This is a genomic window from Devosia sp. SL43 (assembly GCF_021729885.1).
Classification (GTDB): Bacteria; Pseudomonadota; Alphaproteobacteria; order Rhizobiales; family Devosiaceae; genus Devosia.
This window is the reverse complement of the sequence record NZ_CP063401.1, coordinates 535,837-556,024: the sequence shown is the minus strand read 5'-3', so window position 1 is coordinate 556,024 and position 20,188 is coordinate 535,837. Positions and strand designations below refer to the sequence as shown.

Sequence of the window (20,188 nt, the reverse complement as noted above, 5' to 3'; positions counted from 1 at the left end):
GCCGGTTGCCCAAATCGACCGGCAGCTTGCCGGCGAGGTAGAGCGGCACCAGCTTCGCCATGCGCGGCGGCATTGGCATCGCTCAGGACGGGGATGCCGTCGCGGTCGCTGCCGGGATGGCGCGAGCCGAAGACGGCGGCGTGACCGAGGGATTTGAGCTTGGTGGCGACGGCGGAGCCGACTTCACCGGTGCCGAAGACGGAGATGTTCATGGGGCGGGCCTTTCGCCGGAGTTGGGATTCCAACGCGCTATTGGGGGCCGAGATGCTCGCTGGCGCGCTGACGATCGAAAAGGACCGGGGCTCCATCCAATGCAAGTGTATATTGCCTCGGCCGACAACGATTCGACTGAGGGGCCAATGGAAGTCGACATTGCAGCAATTTCACTTGATGTGGCCAATTTTCGGCACGCCAAAGTATCGCACGAGCGAGACGCAATCCGTATGCTCCTCGGTGACGAGAAGGTACACAAAGTCTCGGAGTTGGCCCAAGACATCATTGACCAAAGGGGGCTTGATCCGTCGTCTCTCCTCATTGTCACAAACGGTGATCGCGAGGGCGAGTATGTCGCACTCGAGGGTAACCGTAGGATCACTGCGCTTAAAACGATGATGACGCCTGCGCTGGCCGAGGGACTGCCCGTTCACCAGACCTTCAAAAAATTGCACGATCCATTTCTTGCGCTGAACATCAAGAAGGTGGAGTGCGTGTTGCTGAGCCGCACTGATGCAGCAATTTGGATCAAGCGCAAGCATTACAAGGGTATGGGTGGCCGAGGCACTATGGCTTGGAACGCCGTAGCGACCGCACGGAGTGATGCCAGCGAGGGTAGATTTTCGAGGTGGATGACCTCTTTGGCTTTCGTCGAAAGCCATGGAACCGACGCCGAGGATCTTCGGGACCGAATTGCAGGTAAGACAACCACAGTCGAACGCGTCCTTTTGTCTAGCCAGATGTCGACGCTCTTGGGTCTGCAATTTGGCACAGACGGCAGTTTGGTGCCGGAGAATGGTGACGACGAGGCTGCCCTAAAGCTGCTTTTGGCTATGTTGCAGGCCATGGCCGAGAGTACGTTTAAAGAGACGGTGGTTAGCACTGCCGACCAACAAAGGGAGTGGCTGGAGAAGTTTGTACATCTAAATGTAAAAAAGCCTGATCCCGTTACCACAACGGCTTCTACGACGGCCGCGACAGGCGGCACCGCTGCAACGACAACCGCCACGCAGCCAGCGGCAACCACCACGCCAGCGTCGACATCGTCGAAGTCAAAGCCGTCGGCTCCAAGAAAATACTTGGCCGACAAGGGACTGCGGATCTCAAACTCCGGCCTAAATAAGTTTTATGCCGAGCTGCGAAAGCTCTCTGTACAGAAGAATCCTTTCGTCTGCGCAGCGGTTGTTCGAGTCTTCCTCGAGAAGGCGACAACGCTGTTCTTGGAGGAGATGAGCGTCCCTACACTGAATACCACGGCAGGCGCTACTTGGCACGACTACGGCGTGAAACTGAAGGACAAGGTCGCGACTGCTTTAAGGCAGATTGATCCATCCGGCAGTGCGCCGAAGCTGGCCGCGGCACGTGATGTCGCCAATGGTGTGCATGGGCGACTTCATACGCTCGACCAGCTAAACCGTGCCATTCATGATCACGCAGACCTACCGGCAGGAAGTGAAATACTAACCATATGGGATCGTTTTCACCCATATCTCCACGAGCTTTTCGAAGCTATTGAAAAGTCTAAGCCATGATTGCTCTCGACCGCCAAAACCCTGGCGGACTTGCGAGGGTCTCTATGAGAAACGCGTCGCCGTTGCGATATCCAGGCGGAAAAGGCAAGCTTGGGCCGTACCTCACCGAGATTCTGGAACTAAACGGGCTGTTGGGGTCAAGATACGCTGAGCCGTTTGCTGGGGGCGCTGGCGTTGCGCTAGACCTTCTGTTTTCCGAACGGGTTTCGCACATCTATATCAACGATATCGATCCCGCTGTTTTCGCCTTTTGGCATAGTGCAGTGCATCAAACTGACCGGTTGATTTCTAGAATAGCGGAAACACCAGTCACGATTGAAAACTGGCTAACTGCACGAGAAGTGAAGCGCAATCCAATGGGTTCCGACCGTGTGGAGTTGGGATTTGCGGCGTTCTTCCTTAATAGGACCAACCAATCTGGCATCCTAAATGGCGGGATGATTGGCGGCTTGAATCAGGCCGGAACCTATAAACTTGATTGCAGATTCAACAAGTCCGCCTTGATATCCAAGATAGCCAGAATTGGATTTTTTTCGTCGAGAATACATGTCAGCAATCGAGATGCAGCCGAATTTATATCATCCCTAAATCACGTTGAGGATGATTGCTTCGTATACATTGATCCGCCGTATTTTGTTAAGGGTGCTTACCTTTACGAAAATAACTACTCATCGTGGGATCACGCAATTCTTAAATCTGCCATTGACGGCCTTACGCATCGTTGGGTTACATCGTACGACAACGCCGAGGCCATTCGCGACCTGTATAGTGAATACGTGCAGGAGCAATTTGCTATTGGCTATAGCGCTAGGAATCACGGTCTGGGGCAAGAGGTCATGATATTTTCTGATGGGCTTGCAAAGCCAAAACAGATCTACAGCAGCGCGAAACACAAGAGGCAGATTCAGCAGCAGGAGGGCGCGATGGTGCCTGCCGCCTAGCCCTTCTCTTTAGGCACCTCATAATACTCTAGAAGAAGGTGGCTTGCGTAACCACGAGCATCTTGGCCGACCAATCGTCGTATTTTTTTTCTTCTGAAACTCGCGTCCATCACTTCACCCTCCGTCATGCCTAAATTGGCTACAAGGTGAAGCAAGGTTCTTTGGCCTTGATCGGCACTGCCTAGTGGCTTGGTCTTCTGTTCCTTTAAGTAGCTCTCCAGCCGGCGCAGCTTCTTCCGCTTGTCGACTAAGTACAGTCCAGACGCTGCCATTGCGATTAACGCGGTCGCTATGGAAGCAAGGTCTGAGATCACCTCAAGCATCTTTTGGCATCCCGGCATGACAATGCCCGGGCGTTTGGCCCGGGCATGAATTTTGATATCTCTGCGGCGGAGGAGCTCTCTGTTGTTACTACTCCGACCCTCAGCTACACCCAGTCGTCGTCCCACAAGTATCGCACTTCAGGCACGTGCCGTTCCGCACCATCGTGAAGTTATGGCACTCGGTGCACTGGTCGCCCGTGTAGCCCTTCATCTGGGCTTCGGCGCGGAGCAGGCCTGTGTCCTTGCCCGGGGGTGGGCTTGGGATGGGGCTCAGTTCGGCGGGAGCAAACGCTGCCGGGGCGAGCTGGGTTTCCTGCTTCAATGCGGTGGCGGAGCGGAGCGCCGTCACGGTTGAGGTCTGCATCGCCTGGACGGGATTGTAGGTCTGGTGATCGCCCGAGACGATCATCAGGTTCTTGTTGGCGACGCGGCCACGGGTCATGCCGCGGGAGACAAAGCGCTCGGCGGGCACCGGGGCAGGGGCGGGCGCAGCGATGCGCGCGGCCTTGTCCTCGGCAACGCCCTTGCCGAGCGAGGTCGGGCTGTCCGGATTGACATGGGCGAGGTCATCCCGGTCCAGATAGGAGACGGCCAGTTCGCGGAACACGTAGTCGAGGATCGACGTCGCGCTCTTGATGCGATCATTGCCCATGACCATGCCGGCAGGCTCGAAGCGGGTGAAGGTGAAGGCCTCCACATATTCGTCCAACGGCACGCCATATTGCAGGCCCAGCGAAATCGCGATGGCGAAATTGTTCATCATGGCGCGGAAGGCGGCGCCTTCCTTGTGCATGTCGATGAAGATCTCGCCGATGCGGCCATCGTCATATTCGCCGGTGCGGACATAGACCTTGTGGCCGCCAACGACCGCCTTCTGGGTGTAACCCTTGCGGCGATCGGGCATCTTTTCGCGGGAGCGGACTTCCACTTCGCGCTCGATGATGCGCTCGACGATCTTTTCGGCAATCTGCGGCACGCGGGCGGCCGCATTCATGCTCATCAGCTCTTCGACGTGATCCTCATCGTCGTCCTCGTCAGCAGCGGCGAGAACGGAGGAGTTGAGCGGCTGGGAAAGCTTGGAGCCGTCGCGATAGAGCGCGTTGGCCTTGAGGGCCAGGCGCCAGGAGAGCATGTAGGCTTCCTTGGCGTCTTCCACCGTCGCATCATTGGGCATGTTGATGGTCTTGGAGATGGCGCCCGAGATGAAGGGCTGAGCGGCAGCCATCATCAGGATGTGCGACTCGATCGAGAGCGAGCGCTTGCCGATCTTGCCGCAGGGGGCGGCGCAATCGAAGACCGGCAGATGCTCGGCCTTGAGGTGCGGCGCGCCTTCGAGCGTCATGGCGCCGACGACGTGCAGGTTTGCGGCTTCGATGTCCTTGCGGCTGAAGCCCAGGAAGGGCAGCAGCTCAAAGGAGAAGTCGTTCATCTGCTCTTCGGTGACGCCGAGGGACTTGAGGAAATCGACACCCAGGGTCCACTGGTTGAAGATGAACTTGATGTCGAAGGCCGAGGCGGTCGCGGCATTGAGCGCTGATATCTTGTCGTCGGTGAAGCCCTTGGCCTTGAGGGTCGAGGGATTGACGCCCGGAGCCTGGTTCAGGTTGCCATGGCCGACGGCATAGGCTTCCATTTCGGCGATCTGGTGCTCGGCATAGCCGAGGGTGCGCAGAGCCGGCGGCACGGCGCGGTTGATGATCTTGAAGTAACCGCCACCGGCGAGCTTCTTGAACTTGACCAGGGCGAAATCGGGCTCGATGCCCGTGGTGTCGCAATCCATGACCAGGCCGATCGTGCCGGTCGGGGCGATCACCGAGACCTGCGCATTGCGGTAGCCATGCTTCTCGCCGAGGGCGAGGGCATTGTCCCAGGCGGCCTTGGCGCGCTCGGAGAGAGCGCCGTCGATCAGGCTGGCATGGTCGAGCGGCACCGGATTGATGCTGAGGTTCTCGTAGCCATCAGCATTGCCGTGGGCGGCGTTGCGGTGGTTGCGGATGACGCGCAGCATGTGCTTGGCGTTGCGCTTGTAGTCCTTGAACGGGCCGAGCTCCTTGGCCATTTCGGCCGAGGTGGCGTAGCTGACGCCGGTCATGATGGCGGTCACGGCACCAGCAATGGCGCGGCCTTCGGCCGAGTCATAGGGAATGCCTGAGGTCATCAGGAAGCCGCCGATATTGGCGTAGCCGATGCCCAGCGTGCGGTATTCGAACGAGCGTTCGGCAATGGCCTTGGACGGGAACTGCGCCATCATCACCGAGATTTCGAGCACGATGGTCCAGAGGCGGACGGTGTGCTCGTAGGATGACGTGTCGAACGAGCCATCGGCATTGCGATAGGGCAGCAGGTTGACCGAGGCCAGGTTGCAGGCGGTGTCGTCGAGGAACATGTATTCCGAGCAGGGGTTCGATGCATTGATCGGACCGGCTTCGGGCGAGGTGTGCCACTCGTTGATGGTGGTGTGATACTGGATGCCGGGATCGGCCGAGGCCCAGGCGGCATAGCCGACCTGTTCCCAGAGATCGCGGGCCCTCAGCGTCTTGACGGTCTTGCCATCCTTGCGGGAGGTCAGGTTCCAGTCGCTGTCGCCTTCGACGGCGCGCAGGAAATCATCGGTGACGCGGACGGAATTGTTGGAATTCTGGCCGGAGACGGTGAGGTAGGCCTCGCTGTCCCAATCGGTGTCGTAGACCGGAAATTCGATATCGGTATAGCCCTGCTTGGCGAACTGGATGACGCGGAAGATGTAGTTCTCCGGCACCAGGGCTTTCTTGGCGGCGCGGACTTCGCGCTTGAGGGCGGGGTTCTTGGCCACGTCGAAGCAGTCGTCGCCCGAACCTTCGCAGTTCACGGCGGCCTTCATGATGAGCTTGAGGTGCTTGGAGACGACCTTGGAGCCGGTCACGAGCGCGGCGACCTTCTGCTCCTCCTTGACCTTCCAGTTGATGTATTCTTCCACATCGGGGTGATCGATATCGAGGACGACCATCTTGGCGGCGCGACGGGTGGTACCACCCGACTTGATGGCGCCAGCAGCGCGATCGCCGATCTTGAGGAAGCTCATCAGGCCCGACGAGCGACCGCCGCCGGAGAGCTTTTCGCCCGAACCGCGTAGGGCCGAGAAATTGGTGCCGGTGCCCGAACCGTACTTGAACAAGCGGGCCTCGCGAACCCACAGGTCCATGATGCCGTTTTCGTTGACCAGGTCGTCATTGACCGACTGGATGAAGCAGGCATGCGGCTGCGGATGCTCGTAGCTCGATTTGGAGCTGGTCAGCTTGTGGGTGAAGGGGTCGACATAGAAATGGCCCTGGCCGGGGCCATCAATGCCATAGGCCCAGTGCATGCCGGTGTTGAACCATTGCGGGCTGTTGGGGGCAACGCGCTGGGTGGCGAGCATGAAGGCGAGTTCGTCGAAGAAGGCGCGGGCATCTTCCTCGGAGGCGAAATAACCGCCCTTCCAGCCCCAATAGGTCCAGGTGCCGGCCAGGCGATCGAACACCTGGCGGCTGTCCATTTCCGAGCCGTAGCGTTCGGCTTCCGGCAGCTTGGCGAGCGCAGCTTCGTCGGGGACGGAGCGCCACAGCCAGGACGGCACGGAGTTTTCTTCGACTTTCCTCAGAACCTTGGCGACGCCGGCCTTGCGGAAATACTTCTGCGCAATGATGTCGGCCGCGACCTGGCTCCAGGTCGAGGGGATGGCGATGTTCTCGAGCTTGAAGACCACCGAGCCATCAGGATTGCGAATCTCGCTGGTGGCCGAGCGGAATTCGATCGAGCCGTAGCGATCCTGGTCGGCGGTCGTAAAGCGGCGTTCAATGCGCATTGTCGTCGTATTCCCCAATATGACGGGCACACAAATGCCCGCGAGCCGGAACCCGGCTTCTCATCCAAATCTGTGTTGACGCTTCACCAACCGGGCCCGTGTGGCGGACCCAAAATCTTGCCTGTGCCCCGATGCGCGCCGGTCTAAATGCCAGCGCTCCTACCGAGGACTTGCCCACAACAGGGAGTGCTGGGGGCCGTCGAAAACACTCTGCCGATTCAAACGACGCGTCAACGCCAGAAATCACAAGGTCTAGTGGTAGGGGTGCTCGTCACGACAACCACTAGTAGGCCTAATATGTGGATTACGGGGACAAACTGCAAGGAAAACGCGGTGTTGCGAGGCGCGATTTATGTGCCTTGAGCCGGTGCGTGAAGTGGCGATATGTGAGCCGAGAAAGTGCCGCTAAGGCCACGGGAATCCTTGATGATCGCCTGTTGCCGATGCGCCTTAACGGGGTGGTAACCATGGTCGCAGATGACAGAATCGCGACGGTCAGGGGGTGTCAAGCGAAGAAATTTTGGCAAGATAGTGGCACCTGTGGGTTTGACCACTAGCGCTAGTACTAGCGCCATAGGCGCATCGTGCCACGCCCTCGTGGTTCGAGGCTCGCAAGAGCTCGCACCTCACCATGAGGACTACTAGTATACCGAGTTAAGAACAGCCCTCATGGTGAGGTGCGCTTCTTCAGCGCCTCGAACCACGAGGGCGTGGCACTAGTCGATGGCGCGCATACCCCGGCGCTGCCCGAGCCACACCCAGAGTGCGATGGGCAACATGGCCAAGCCGGCCCAGCCATAGGCTGGCAGGATACCGAGCCAATCGGCAACAAATCCGAACATCAGCGTGGCGGCGATACCCGCCACATTCTGGGCGACCACCAGCGCTGACGTGGTCGTCGCCCGGCTGCGGCCATCCATGATGCGGTGGAAACGGGCTTCAGCCAGGACGGCTACAGGGGCGATAGCGACATAGGCCAGTTCGAGCAGCAGCACATACCACGGGTTGTCGCCGAGCGAGGCCGCGACCAGCAAGGCGCCGCCCAGCAGCGGCAAGGCCCAGGCGAGCCACGGGCGGCCGGACAGGCGGTGTGCCCAGACGCTGGCTGCCGCGTAGAGCAGTTCCACCGCACCGCCCAACACGCCCCACAGCCAGATCGGCACTGCCACGGCCAAATAGTAGAGCTGGTCGAATTCCTCCAGCAGCTCGAAGGTGATGAGGCCGACGGCCATATAGACCGTGACGAAGCGCAGGTCGGCGTGGCGCCGAAACTCGCCGATAGCGTCGGCAAAGTGAGAGAGATAGGTGGTGGGGGTTTCGCCGTCGTCTGCCGCGTAAGTTCGGCGATTGTCGTGCAGGCCGATCGCGAGGCCCGCGCCCAGCAGCAAAGGCGGAATGGAAAGCCAGATGGCCCAATCCATATTGAAGTGGGCGACGAGGCCGCCGAACAATGTGCCGGCACCGATGCCAATGCCCTCCGCCGCCGCGTCGCGCCCCAGGATATTGTCGAACTCGTCACTCCGGCCGGCTTCGGCGAGTCGCTCATAGAGCAGGGCCTCACGCGTCCCTGACTGCAGGGCCTGACCGGCGCTCCAGAACAGGAAGCCCAGGCCATAGAGCCAGAAATTGCCATTGGCGACGCCCCAGCAGACAAAGGTCAACGCCTTGAGGAGCGGCGCGATGACCAGCAGCACGCGTCGGTCGAAATGGTCGGACAGTGCGCCGGAGGGCATTTCGAGCACGATGGCCGACGCCGACCAGAAGGCCAGCAGCATGCCGATCTCGGCAATCGATATGCCCTTGAGCTCGAACAAGGCCGTGTAGATGGCGTAGGCCAGCATGAAGTCGAAGAGGAACACATAGGCGTAGTAGGTGCCGAGGAACCGCCGCATCGCCATCAGAACAGCTCGTCGAGCGCGCAATAGTAGCGGTAGCGGTCTTCGTCCCAGGCTGCGCCGTAGATTGCCAGGAACGGGGCGACATGCTCCTGGCCGCAATTCCAGATGATGCTGCGGCAGGCAATGGCTAGGTCCTGCCAGCGATCGGCAACGCCCAGCCGGCCGCAGTCGATGATCCCGGTGAGGTTAGCGCCATCGGCCATAAGATTGGGCAGGCTGGCATCGCCATGGCAGACGACGAGGTCTTCGGCGGCGGGTCGGTGTGCCAGCAGCCAGTCGAGCACGGCCGTTGCGGTCCAGCCGTCGAAGGCGTCGTCGAAATCGGTTTCGTCCACGAGCCCGGCAGCGACATTGGCAGCGCCGGCTGCAAGTTTGGCATCGAGGGCGTGATCGAAGGGGCAGGTGGCGATGTCGAGGTCGTGCAGGGCGCGAAGGCCGCTCGCCAAGGCTAGGATCAGATCATCGGGCCGGTCCGACAATTGACTGAGGTCGCTGCCGGGCAGGGCGCTCATCAGCAACCAGTGGCAGCCATCCGCATCAAAGGCCTCGCGAACACGGGGCGCCTTGATGGTCGTGGCGGTGGCCAGCCATTGCAGCCGGGCAATGTCGCCGGGCATCTCGCTCAGCAGGTGGATTGGTGCAATCTTGAGAAACACCCGATCGTCACCCTTGTCGGCGCGCCAGACGGTCGCATCGGAGCGGCCGAGCGTGACCTGATGCCAGGACCAGTCCGCCAGATGCGCCAGCCGGGCTGGCAACATAGGGGCGAGGCGAACGATGGAATCGGTCCCCATCAAACTATTTCCCCTCAAGAAGGGCCAAGCAGAGCATGCATCATCCGTTGTGCGCCGGCCGGGTCTTCGATCACAGGCGTCAGGTCCGTCACCTGGTCCAATGAGCCGACAATGGGGAGGGCTTTGAGGAAGGGATCCTCGATTGGTCTTGCCGTCGCCGCGCCGATCTCGTCCACGTTGATCGTCGCGAAGGGACGCTCGTGATACGGCCCAATGACCGGCTCAAACACATCACCGATGCCGTCGGCCCGCTGGCGGTTCGCCAAGGCGAGGTAAGCGGCGGCCAGGGCCTCGCCGCGCTCCTGCCAGTCGGGCGCCACCAGGACGCGTTCCAGCAGGGGCGACAGGGTCGTCGCAATGGGCAGCCTGGCGAATGCGCTGCCAAACCATTTGGGGTAGGGCGCATAGCGACGATCAAGCAGAAAGCCCATGCGCATCACATCACGCACCAGGCGGGCCGCGATGACGCGGGAGCCGATTTCATCTCCCACCATGCCCGTGCGGCCCACGAAGGCCTGCTCTTCGCCGATGCGGCGCCACTGGCAGGCGATCTTGTACAGCCAGATGTCGCGGGGAAAGTAGGACAGGGCCGAACGGACCTTGCCGAGGCGGTCGCCATCGTCATGAAAGACGGCACCCGCCGTGAAGCCGAGAAGGCGTTGCTCGGACAGGCCGAGCCATTGCAGCGGCGTGATCGAATCCACGGACTCAAGGGCCAGACCCCCGGCAAGGCGCGCCTCGATGGTGTGAATTTCGAGGCCGTGCTCTACCGCGCCTGCGGCCCAGCGTCCGCTGGCCGCGGGATGGGGCCGACTGCGCCATTGGATCGGCTCGCCCATAAACTGCCTGGGCGCCTCGGTGGTGAAAGCATCGACCAAGCGATGGGCATGCACATCGAAGTCATCCTGCGAGAGGAAGAGATGCACCCGGGCGCCCCAATTGTGGTCCTGTGACATCTCGTCGTCAAAGCCGAGGAGCTCTGAACCGTAGCCGATCAGCGCGGCCGCATGCTGGAGGTTAGGGGCAGCTGCGTCGAGCCATGGGCAGACGACATCGACGTAGAAGTGGCGCGACAGCTCGATACCCTGCATCATTGCCTCCCAGGTGCGTGTTGCCTTGTCGCAGACTTGACCGTACCGGCCAAGGTCATGGGGCGACTGAGATTGCAGGCATGATTTCCGGATCACACCATCCCGGCGGCCCTATGCTGACGGGAGCGACCATGCTAAACCGCCTCAACTCGAATATCTCGACGGCGGAATCGACAATTGGCCAAATCCGGTATCACCCAGTTCCTCACTGAAATCTTCTCCTGGTGGAGCGGGCAGACCTGGGGGACGCGGCTGTGGATCTGGCGCTTCGGCGACTATGTCGGCAGCGACGAGTTCGGCAACAAATACTACCAGGATCGCAAGGCCGACCGGCGCTATGTGACCTATGCCGGCTATGCCGATGCCTCGACCATTGGCGCGGGCTGGCACGGCTGGATGCACCACCGCACGGACGTCGTTCCCAGCCAGGCCAAGTATGTCGCCAAGGCTTGGGAAAAGCCGCATGAGGCCAACTTGACCGGTACGGCCGCCGCCTATCGCCCGGAAGGCAGCCTGCTCAAATCCGGCGAGCGCCCGCGCGTGACCGGCGATTACGACGCCTGGTCGCCGGAATAAGGACGGCGCCTTGCGCCGCATCGCCCCGTTTTCAATGCTGAAGGGCCTGGCGCTGTCGGCAGCGCTGGCGGTGTCTGGCCTTGTCGTTCCCATTATGGCGCAGCCGATCGCCAACCCGGTGGCGACCTTTGCCGGCCTCGACAAGATCACCGGCCGCATCACCCGCTTCGATGTCTATATCGATGAGACGGTGCTGTTCGGCGCGCTCGAGATCACGCCACGGGCCTGCTACAGCCGCCCGCCAACCGAGACCCAGCGTGTGTCGGCCTTTCTTGAAGTCGACCAGCGCAGCCTGACCGGCACATCCAGGCGCATCTTCACCGGCTGGATGTTCGCCGACAGCCCGGCGCTGAATGCGGTCGACCATGCCGTCTATGATGTGTGGCTGATCGAGTGCAAGGTCAGTTCAGACGTGCCGCCACCGGATGCGCGGGACTAGGCAAACAAAAAGGCCACGCTGGTGCGTGGCCTTGCCTTTCTACATCAATATTTGCGCAGCAACCCGACCAGCCGACCCTGGACCTTGACCCGATCAGGCGGGAAGATGCGGGTTTCGTAGGCCGGGTTGGCGGCTTCGAGGGCAACCGTATTGCCCTTGCGGCGCAGGCGCTTGAGGGTGGCTTCCTCATCATCCACGAGAGCGACGATGATCTCGCCGGTCGAGGCAGCGTCCTGCTTCTTGATGAGCACGGTGTCGCCATCGAAGATGCCGGCGTCGATCATCGAGTCGCCGCGCACTTCGAGCGCATAATGTTCGCCTGATCCCAGCATTTCGGGTGGGACCATGATGGTGTGCGAATGGGTCTGGATGGCCTCGATCGGCGTACCGGCCGCGATGCGGCCCATGACCGGAATGGCGATCGGACGGGCATAGTCGTCCATGGATGTCACGCGGGATGGCGGTGACGCCACCTTGCCCAGATTGCCTTCGATCACCGATGGCTCGAAGCGCGCCTTGCGGCCGCCGAGCGACGGGTTCATCGAGTCCGGCAGCTTCACCACTTCGAGGGCTCGCGCCCGATTGGGCAGGCGTCGGATGAAGCCGCGTTCTTCCAGCGCCGTGATAAGCCGGTGAATGCCCGACTTGGACGCCAGATCGAGCGCATCCTTCATCTCGTCGAACGATGGCGGGATGCCGCTTTCCTTCATCCGTTCGTGGATGAACATCAGCAGCTCGTGTTGTTTGCGCGTTAGCATGGGCCCCTCGGGGAGAGAATCGGAACGTAGGCAGAACAGTTATACTTGTTCTAGTTATGTTCTGCAATATCCCAAGAAACACCGCGTAGTAGATGCCGCCGATATCAGAAGGCGTCGATGGGGCGGGCTTCGACGATCGTTCCGGCGGCCTGGCCGGGATCGTTTTCCGGCTGGACGATCAGCATGTCGGCATGGGCTAGGGACGAGGTGTGGCCGCTATCGGTCTGGGAGATGGGCTGCAGCTCGGGGCCCGAGGGCGTGTGGACGAGCTGGGCGCGCATGAAGTGGCGGCGGGCGGTGTTGGGCGGCGTCGGGCTGGCCAGCGGCAACTGCCAGGCTTGCGGTTCGGCATGGCCCAGCCAGTGCCGCAAAGCCGGCTTGATGAAGACATGGGCGGTGACAAGGGCCGAGACGGGATTGCCCGGCAGGCCGAAGATCAGCGTCTTGCCGCGGGTGCCGAACATCAGCGGTTTGCCCGGGCGCATGTTGATGCGCCAGAAATCGACGCCGACTCCCAGTTCGACGAGCAGCTGCTGGACGATGTCGTGATCGCCGACGCTGGCGCCACCGGTGGTGATGACGATGTCGGGCTCGGTGGCGAAGATGGCGGTCAACTTGGCGCGGAGGTGATCGCGGTCGTCGCGGGCAATGCCATGGTCGACGATCTCTTCCGCATAGGGGGCGAGGAGCGGCGCGAGGCCGATGCTGTTGGAGGCGACGATCTGGTCGGGGCCGAGGGGGGAGCCGGGGAGCACGAGTTCGTCGCCGGTGGCCAGGATGGCGATGCGCGGCCGCCGGGCGACGGTGAGGTGGGCGGCATTGGCGGCGGCGGCCACGGCGATCTGCATGGGGGTGAGGCGGGTGCCGGCAGCGAGCAGTTCCTGACCGGTAGCGAAGTCGTTACCCCTAGGGCGGACGCTGTGGCCAAGGCGGGCAGGGGCGGTGAAGCTGACGAAGCCGTCGGCGGCGCGGGCTTCTTCCTGCATGATCACGGTATCGGAGCCGGTTGGCAGCGGCGCGCCGGTGAAGATGCGGACGGCCAGGCCGGGCTCGACGGTGCCCTCGAAGCCCATGCCGGCTTGCGAGGTGCCGATGACGGCGAGGCGGTGCCCGTCCACCACATCGGCGGCGCGCATGGCGTAGCCGTCCATGGCGCTGGCATTGAAGGGGGGCTGGTCGTGGGTGGCTATGACGGGCTCGAGCAGGACGCGGCCGATGGCTTCGGTCAGCGGTACTGTCTCCGCCTGCGACGTCGGCACTCGGTCAAGAATGGCGGCGATGGCGTCGTCGACCGGGAGCAGGCTCATGCGCGGACGAAGTCGCCAGACTTGCCGCCGGATTTTTCCAGCAGGCAGATGTCGGTCACCACCATGGCGCGGTCGATGGCCTTGGCCATGTCGTAGAGCGTGAGCGCAGCCGTGGAGGCAGCGACGAGCGCTTCCATCTCGACGCCGGTCTGGCCTGTGGTTTCGGCGGTGGCGTGTATCAGGATCGCCTCGGTGCCATCCGCTTCGATCTCGACGCTGACCTTGGTCAGGGGGATGGGATGGCAGAGCGGGATCAGGTCGGATGTCTTCTTGGCGGCCATGATGCCGGCGATGCGGGCCACAGCAAGAGCGTCGCCCTTCTTGAGGCCGCCGGCCATGATGGTGGCGACGGTTTCGGGCCGGGCGACGATGCGGGCCTGGGCCACCGCGCGGCGACGCGTAACCGCCTTGTCACCGATATCGACGATATGGGCTTCGCCCTTGGCGTTGAGATGGGTCAGGCCTGCGGCCATCAGCGGACGGCCTGCGGGGCGCCCATCAACAGGGCGCGGGTAGCGGCTGTGACGTCCTCCTGGCGCATCAGGCTTTCGCCGACGAGGAAGGTGCCGATGCCGGCGCGCTGGTCGAGCATCACGACATGGTCATGATTGACGATGCCGCTCTCGCTGACCAGCAGCGTGCTTTTCGGCACGCCTATGGCCAGGTTCACCGAGGTTTCGAGCGTGGTCTCGAAGGTGCGCAGGTTGCGGTTGTTGATGCCGATGAACTCCGCGCCAAGCGCCACGGCGCGATCGAGCTCGGTTTGGTCGTGCACTTCGACCAGCGCGTCCATCTTCCACTCTTCGGCGGCGTCGAGCAGGTAGCGGGCGACGTCGTCACCCACGGCAGCGAGAATGATAAGGATGCAGTCTGCGCCCCAGGCGCGGGCTTCGGCGACCTGGTAGGTCTCGAAGAGGAAGTCCTTGCGCAGCACGGGGAGCTGAGTGGCAGCGCGGGCCTCGATCAGATAGCTGGGCGAGCCCTGGAAGCTGGGGCGATCGGTGAGCACGGAGAGGCAGGCGGCGCCTGCCAGTTCGTAGGACCGGGCAATCTCGGACGGATTGAAATCGGCGCGGATCAGGCCCTTGGACGGGCTTGCCTTCTTCACCTCGGCGATCAGGGCATATTTGCCCTGGGCGCGCTTGGCCTTGATGGCTTTGACGAAGCCCCGCGTCGGCGGCTGATCATGCGCCTGCGCCACCACTTCGGCCCAGGGGCGCATGGATTTGGCGGCGGCGATTTCCTCGCGCTTATAGGCTTCGATCTGCTTGAGGATGTCGGTCATCAATCTCGTCCGTTGGATACCGCCACGAGGTGGGCGAGGGTCTGCTTGGCCTTGCCTGAATCAATGGCGGCGCGCGCCAGGGCAATGCCGGTGTCTATGGTGTCTACACGGTCCGCCACGAACAAGGCTGCGGCGCTGTTGAGCAGGACGATATCACGGTAGGCGCCGGGCGCACCATCGAGCAGGGCCGTCAGGGCCAGCGCATTGTCGGCCGGATCGCCGCCGCGCAGGTCGTCGAGCGTGGCGCGGGGCAGGCCGAACTGCTCGGGGCTGATCTCGAACGTGGTGAGGCTCCCGCCCGCGATCTGGGCAACATGCGTCGGCCCTGTCGTGGTAATTTCGTCAAGGCCATCACTGCCATGGACAACCCAGGCTTTGACGGCCCGGTTGGCCAGCAAGGCCGCGGCCACGGGCTCGACCCATTGTTCGTCATAGACGCCGAGCAGGTAGCGGCGGACGCCGGCCGGGTTGGATTGTGGACCAAGCAGGTTGAACAGTGTGCGCGTGCCCATTTCGGCGCGTGACGGGCCGACATGCTTCATCGCCGGGTGGTGACTGGGCGCGAACATGAAGCCGATGCTGGCCTTGTCGATCGAGGCGCCTATCTGCTCCGGGGTCAGGTCGAGCTTGACGCCAAGCGCTTCCAGCACCTGCGATGCGCCAGATTTGGACGACAAGGCGCGATTGCCATGCTTGGCCACGGGAACGCCCGATGCGGCAACCACGATGGCGCTGGCGGTGGATATATTGAGCGTGCCGGCACCATCGCCGCCGGTGCCGACGATGTCGATGGCGTGTTCGGGGGCCGAAACCGGGACCATCTGCTCGCGCAGGATCGAGACGGCCGCAGCGATCTCGACCACAGTCTCGCCCTTGACGCGCATACCCATCAGGAAGGCGCCGATCTGGCTGGGCGTTGCTTCGCCCGCCATGATGACGCGCATGACGCCGCGCATTTCCTCGCCGGTCAGGTCGCGGCGGTCGGCGATCTTGTGGAGGGCTGCCTTGATATCCATCACGCTGCTCGCTTCTGGTTGAAGTCGCGGGCGAGGTTCAGGAAGTTCTGCAGCAGGGCATGGCCGTTTTCGCTGGCAATGCTTTCGGGGTGGAACTGCACGCCGTGGACTGGCAGCGTCTTGTGCTGCATGCCCATGATCAGGCCGTCAGCGGTTGTGGCCGTGACTTCGAGCGTCGCGGGCAGGGTGTCCTGCTTGACGATCAGCGAGTGATAGCGTGTCGCTTCGAAATCGTTGTTGAGGCCGCGGAACAGGCCCTTGCCGGTATGGTGGATCTTGCTGGTCTTGCCATGCACCAGGTGCGGCGCGCGGATCACGTCGCCGCCCATGGCCTGACCGATGGCCTGGTGGCCGAGGCAGACCCCCAGGATCGGTGTGGTGGAGGCGAAGCGCTCGATGAGTGCCAGGCAGATGCCGGCCTCATTCGGCGTGCAGGGACCGGGCGACAGCACGATGGCGTCGGGCGCCATGGCCGCGACTTCGTCGAGGGTGATCTTGTCGTTGCGGTGCACCGTGATATCGGCGCCGAGTTCGCCCAGGAAGTGGACGAGATTGTAGGTAAAGCTGTCGTAGTTATCGATGACGAGCGTGCGGGTCATTTGGTGGCTCCAGCGCGGCTGTGGGAAACGGGTTCAGTGCTCAGAACCAGTTCCGCCATCGATGTTGAAACACTGGCTGCGCCATCATTGCCCGATCCTCGCCTCGCCGGCATAGCGTAGCGCTTCCTCGGCGGCGCTGAAAAGGGCGCGGGCCTTGTTTTCGCATTCCATCTGCTCGAGTTCAGGCACGCTGTCGGCAACGATGCCGGCGCCGGACTGCACATAGAGCTTGCCGTCCTTGAGGATGGCGGTGCGCAGCACGATGCAGGTATCCATGGTGCCGTCGGCGCCGAAATAGCCCACGCAGCCGCCATAGATGCCGCGACGGGATTTTTCGAGCTCGTCGATGATCTCCATGGCCCGCACCTTGGGGGCGCCGGAGACGGTGCCGGCGGGGAAGCCGGCGGAGAGAGCGTCGACGAAGTCGTATTTCGGATCGAGCACGCCCACGACGTTGGAAACGATGTGCATGACGTGGGAATAGTATTCCAGGAAGAACTTGTCGGTGACCTTGACGGTGCCCGTCTTGGCGACGCGGCCGACATCGTTGCGGCCCAGATCGAGCAGCATCAGGTGTTCGGCCAGTTCCTTGGGGTCGGCGAGCAATTCTGCCGCCAGTTCCTGGTCGCGGGTCGGTGTCGAGCCGCGCTTGCGGGTGCCGGCAATGGGGCGGATGGTGACTTCGCCATCCTGCACCCGCACCAGGATTTCCGGGCTCGATCCGGCAACGGCAAAGCCACCGAAATCGAGGAAATACATGTAGGGGCTGGGATTGGTGCGGCGCAGGGCGCGGTAGAGCGCTGTCGGGGGCAGGGTGAAATCGGCCGAGAAGCGCTGGCTCAGTACGACCTGGAAGATATCCCCGGCCGTGATGTAGTCCTTGGCCCTGGCGACCATCGCGAAATACTGGTCTTTCGAAGTGTTGCTGGTGACCGCGATAGACTCAAGATCGGGCAGGGCAGGCGTGGTTGGCATGGCTCGACCGAGCCGACCGATGGCATCGTCGATGCGCGCCTCGGCAGCCTCGTAAGCCTGCTTCGCTGAGACTCCGTCTCGAACGTAAACAGGCGCGGTCAGATAGAGCTCGTCCTTGAGCGTATCGAAGATGGCCAGCAGCGATGGCCGCATCAATACCGCTTCGGGCGTCTGCAGGTGGTCCGGATTGCTGTCGGGCAGCACTTCCATGTAGCGGACCATCTCGTAGCCGAGATAGCCGTAGACGCCGGCGGACTGCGGCGGCAGACCGGCGGGAACATCGATCTTGCTGTCGGCCACGAGGCCGCGCAGCGCATCGAGCGGCAGATCGGGCAGGGGCTCGAATGCGGTCTCGTCGATCTGGGCCGAGCGGTTGATGGCGGCGGACCCGGCTTCGACCTTGAGGATCACGTCGGGCTGGGTACCGATGATCGAATAGCGACCCCGCACCGCCGCATCCTGCACGGATTCGAGCAGGAACGTGTTCTTGCGGCCCTCGGCGAGCTTGAGATAGGTGCCGATGGGCGTCTCCAGGTCGGCCACGATGCGACGCCAGACGATCTGCGACTTTCCAGCAGCATATTGCTCGGAGAAGCGCTGAAAGACGTCGTCGCCCATCGGTGTTGTGTCCAGTTTCGAGGGTGGTCCGGCCAGTGACTACTGGCCGGTGGTGAGTGCCAGCGCCTGGCTCAAAGCCTGCTGGTTGATGCGCAGCCCGGCTTCGTCGCGGACGGCGGAAACGAAATCGCCATAGAGGCCGATGCGCACTTCGTTCTCGAGCTGATCGTTGGCCGCCGCTTCGAGCGGCCCTTCGGCCTGCACGAGATCGACGACCTGGAACACGATGAACTCGCCATTGCCGCTCACAGCCGAGCCGTGATGGGTGGCGTCACCGGCAAAGACCGCAGAGGCCACCGTGCCATCGATGCTGCCATCGGCGGCGCCGAAGCGCGTGAAGGGGGCGCTGAGCTGCGGGAACACGTTGTAGGAGGCGGCGATATCGGCCAGCGCCTCACCGGCGTCGAGGCGCTTTACTGCCTCTTCGGTGGCCGCCAGGATCGCGTCATTGGTGCGTTCGGTGGTCATTGCTTCGGTCACTGCATCACGGACTTCGTCCAGGGTCTGGTCGCGGGCGGGTTCCACCTTGGTCAGGTCGAAATAGAGGTTGCCGTTGCCGGCCAGCGGGATGGCAGCCGTGAGGGCACCCTCGGTGGCCTTGAAGATGGCCTGCGAAACGCGCGGCGTGTCTTCGGCGGCCAGGTCGGGCAGCACGGCCAGCTCGGTGCCGTTGGCGGTGACATTGGCCTCATAGAGGTCGAGCTTGTAGCGCTCGGCGATTTCGGACAGCGGCCGGAAGGCGGCGCGCAGTTCCTCGATGCCGTCCTGCACGTCGGCCAGCTCGTTGCGGGCTTCGGTCAGCGCCAGGTTCTGCGCGATCTGGTCGCGGACTTCGTCCAGTGTCGGCACGCCACCGGCCTCGATAGCGGAGACGTGGATCGCGCGTTTGCCGGTCGCGCCGTCGATGATGACGAAACCGCCCTGCGCCACGCCGAAGGCGGCGGTGGCGAGGCTCGCATCGGTGATGTCGGCCTGTGCCAGCGTGCCCAGATCGGTGGCGGTGAGGCCGGCATCGGTCACCAGGGTTTCGAATGGTGTGCCGGCGGTGAGGCCGGCCTCGAAGGCGGTGACCTGCTCGGGCGTGAGTACGACCTGCTGGATGGTGCGGCGCTCAGGCTTGGTCAGGTTGGCCTTGGTGCGCTCATATTCGGCGGCGATGGCGTCGTCCGAAATGACCTTGTTCTTGGCGAGGTCAGCGGGCGACAGGCGCAGCATCTGCACGGAGCGGGTTTCGACGGTGCGGAACTCGGTCTGGTGCTCGGTCAGGTAGGCCGCAAGCTCTGCTTCGGTCGGGGCAGCGGGCGTTTCGATGTTGAACGAGTCGAGCACGAAATAGTCGACCGTGCGCTGATCGGCCGAGTAGCGGTTGATCAATTGCGATGCCGTTGCCGGCAGCTCGGTATCGCCGAACAGGCTCAGGATCAGCTGCTGGCGCCGGGCGGCGTCGCCCTGGTCCTTGAAATACTCGGCCTCGGTGAGGCCGCTCATCTGCAGAACCTGGGTGAAGGCGTTGGGATCGAACGTGCCCAGAGTGCCCTGGAAGGATGGATCGGCGCGGAGCATTTCGCTCAGCTTGTCGTCCGAGACACCGAGGCCGAAAGTGTCGGCCATCTGATCGAGGGCCGCGTCCTGCGCCAGATTCTGCAGCACCATACCGGGGATGCCGAGGCTGGTTGCCTGCTCGGTGGTCGGCACGGAGCCGATCTGCTGGGCGACTTCGTTGAGCTGGCTCTGATAGGCGCGCAGAAACTGGCGGGAGTTGATCTCCTCATTGCCAACGCGCGCGACGGTATTGGTGCCCAGATCGGTGATCACATTGTTGATGCCGAATCCGGCGATACCCACCAGAAGGAAGCCGCCCATGATCTTGCCGGGCCAGGATTTTGCAAAACCACGCAAACTATCGAGCATTTCAGACGTTCCGTTCAGCAACCCAGGCTTTACCGCAATGGCGGCAAGGCACTAGTAATCCAATTTGACTGCCGGGGTTAGGGCAATCC

At 62.4% G+C, this 20,188-nt stretch carries 17 protein-coding genes; 4 read left to right on the top strand and 13 right to left on the bottom strand.

Features of this window, described 5'->3' with window-relative positions; all coding sequences use genetic code 11:
• The first annotated feature begins 59 nt into the window (after positions 1–59).
• Complete coding sequence (locus IM737_RS02720) at positions 60–1,745, top strand: hypothetical protein (RefSeq protein WP_236898111.1); 1,686 nt, start codon at positions 60–62, stop codon at positions 1,743–1,745.
• Entirely contained in the window at positions 1,742–2,686 is a 945-nt protein-coding gene (locus IM737_RS02715; protein WP_236898109.1) for a DNA adenine methylase, read from the top strand. The genes IM737_RS02720 and IM737_RS02715 overlap by 4 nt, the downstream gene beginning before the upstream one ends.
• On the opposite strand, the gene IM737_RS02710 is transcribed toward IM737_RS02715, so the two are convergent.
• The 5 genes from IM737_RS02710 to IM737_RS02690 form a co-directional block, all read right to left on the bottom strand.
• Positions 2,683–3,009 (bottom strand): hypothetical protein, encoded by a 327-nt coding sequence (locus IM737_RS02710; RefSeq protein WP_236898107.1) that lies wholly within the window; start codon positions 3,007–3,009, stop codon positions 2,683–2,685. The two genes, IM737_RS02715 and IM737_RS02710, sit on opposite strands and share 4 nt — an antisense overlap.
• A 100-nt stretch (positions 3,010–3,109) precedes the next feature.
• Positions 3,110–6,832 carry a vitamin B12-dependent ribonucleotide reductase gene (locus tag IM737_RS02705; protein WP_236898105.1) on the bottom strand — a complete coding sequence of 1,241 codons (3,723 nt, stop codon included), beginning with the start codon at positions 6,830–6,832 and terminating at the stop codon, positions 3,110–3,112.
• A gap of 716 nt (positions 6,833–7,548) precedes the next feature.
• Positions 7,549–8,730 (bottom strand): MFS transporter, encoded by a 1,182-nt coding sequence (locus IM737_RS02700; RefSeq protein WP_236898103.1) that lies wholly within the window; start codon positions 8,728–8,730, stop codon positions 7,549–7,551.
• Positions 8,730–9,524: an APH(3') family aminoglycoside O-phosphotransferase gene (locus tag IM737_RS02695; protein ID WP_236898101.1), complete on the bottom strand. Its 795-nt coding sequence runs from the start codon at positions 9,522–9,524 to the stop codon at positions 8,730–8,732. Before IM737_RS02695 ends, IM737_RS02700 begins: the two co-directional genes overlap by 1 nt.
• A gap of 14 nt (positions 9,525–9,538) precedes the next feature.
• Entirely contained in the window at positions 9,539–10,615 is a 1,077-nt protein-coding gene (locus IM737_RS02690) for a DUF4037 domain-containing protein (RefSeq protein WP_236898099.1), read from the bottom strand.
• Positions 10,616–10,807: 192 nt separating this feature from the next.
• On the opposite strand from IM737_RS02690, the gene IM737_RS02685 reads away from it, so the two are divergent.
• Together IM737_RS02685 and IM737_RS02680 are read left to right on the top strand one after the other, a co-directional pair.
• Positions 10,808–11,191: an NADH:ubiquinone oxidoreductase subunit NDUFA12 gene (locus IM737_RS02685; protein WP_236899845.1), complete on the top strand. Its 384-nt coding sequence runs from the start codon at positions 10,808–10,810 to the stop codon at positions 11,189–11,191.
• A 10-nt stretch (positions 11,192–11,201) separates the two neighbouring features.
• Entirely contained in the window at positions 11,202–11,630 is a 429-nt protein-coding gene (locus IM737_RS02680) for a DUF2155 domain-containing protein (RefSeq protein ID WP_442874165.1), read from the top strand.
• A 44-nt stretch (positions 11,631–11,674) separates the two neighbouring features.
• Here IM737_RS02680 and lexA read toward each other — a convergent pair whose 3' ends face one another.
• The 8 genes from lexA to IM737_RS02635 form a co-directional block, all read right to left on the bottom strand.
• Positions 11,675–12,388, bottom strand: coding sequence for a transcriptional repressor LexA (gene lexA / locus IM737_RS02675; protein ID WP_236898098.1), 714 nt, complete (start codon positions 12,386–12,388; stop codon positions 11,675–11,677).
• Between the two features lie 104 nt (positions 12,389–12,492).
• Complete coding sequence (locus IM737_RS20915) at positions 12,493–13,695, bottom strand: molybdopterin molybdotransferase MoeA (protein ID WP_272906542.1); 1,203 nt, start codon at positions 13,693–13,695, stop codon at positions 12,493–12,495.
• Complete coding sequence (moaC, locus tag IM737_RS02660; RefSeq protein WP_236898096.1) at positions 13,692–14,168, bottom strand: cyclic pyranopterin monophosphate synthase MoaC; 477 nt, start codon at positions 14,166–14,168, stop codon at positions 13,692–13,694. The genes IM737_RS20915 and moaC overlap by 4 nt, the downstream gene beginning before the upstream one ends.
• Complete coding sequence (gene trpC / locus IM737_RS02655; RefSeq protein WP_236898094.1) at positions 14,168–14,980, bottom strand: indole-3-glycerol phosphate synthase TrpC; 813 nt, start codon at positions 14,978–14,980, stop codon at positions 14,168–14,170. The genes moaC and trpC overlap by 1 nt, the downstream gene beginning before the upstream one ends.
• Positions 14,980–15,999 (bottom strand): anthranilate phosphoribosyltransferase, encoded by a 1,020-nt coding sequence (trpD, locus tag IM737_RS02650; protein WP_442874164.1) that lies wholly within the window; start codon positions 15,997–15,999, stop codon positions 14,980–14,982. The genes trpC and trpD overlap by 1 nt, the downstream gene beginning before the upstream one ends.
• Positions 15,996–16,595, bottom strand: a complete 600-nt coding sequence (locus tag IM737_RS02645; protein WP_236898090.1) for an anthranilate synthase component II — start codon at positions 16,593–16,595, stop codon at positions 15,996–15,998. Before IM737_RS02645 ends, trpD begins: the two co-directional genes overlap by 4 nt.
• Before the next feature lie 84 nt (positions 16,596–16,679).
• Positions 16,680–18,188, bottom strand: coding sequence for an anthranilate synthase component I (gene trpE / locus IM737_RS02640; protein WP_236898089.1), 1,509 nt, complete (start codon positions 18,186–18,188; stop codon positions 16,680–16,682).
• Positions 18,189–18,227: 39 nt separating this feature from the next.
• On the bottom strand, positions 18,228–20,099 hold the full coding sequence (locus tag IM737_RS02635) for a peptidylprolyl isomerase (protein ID WP_236898088.1): 1,872 nt from the start codon (positions 20,097–20,099) through the stop codon (positions 18,228–18,230).
• Positions 20,100–20,188 lie beyond the last annotated feature (89 nt).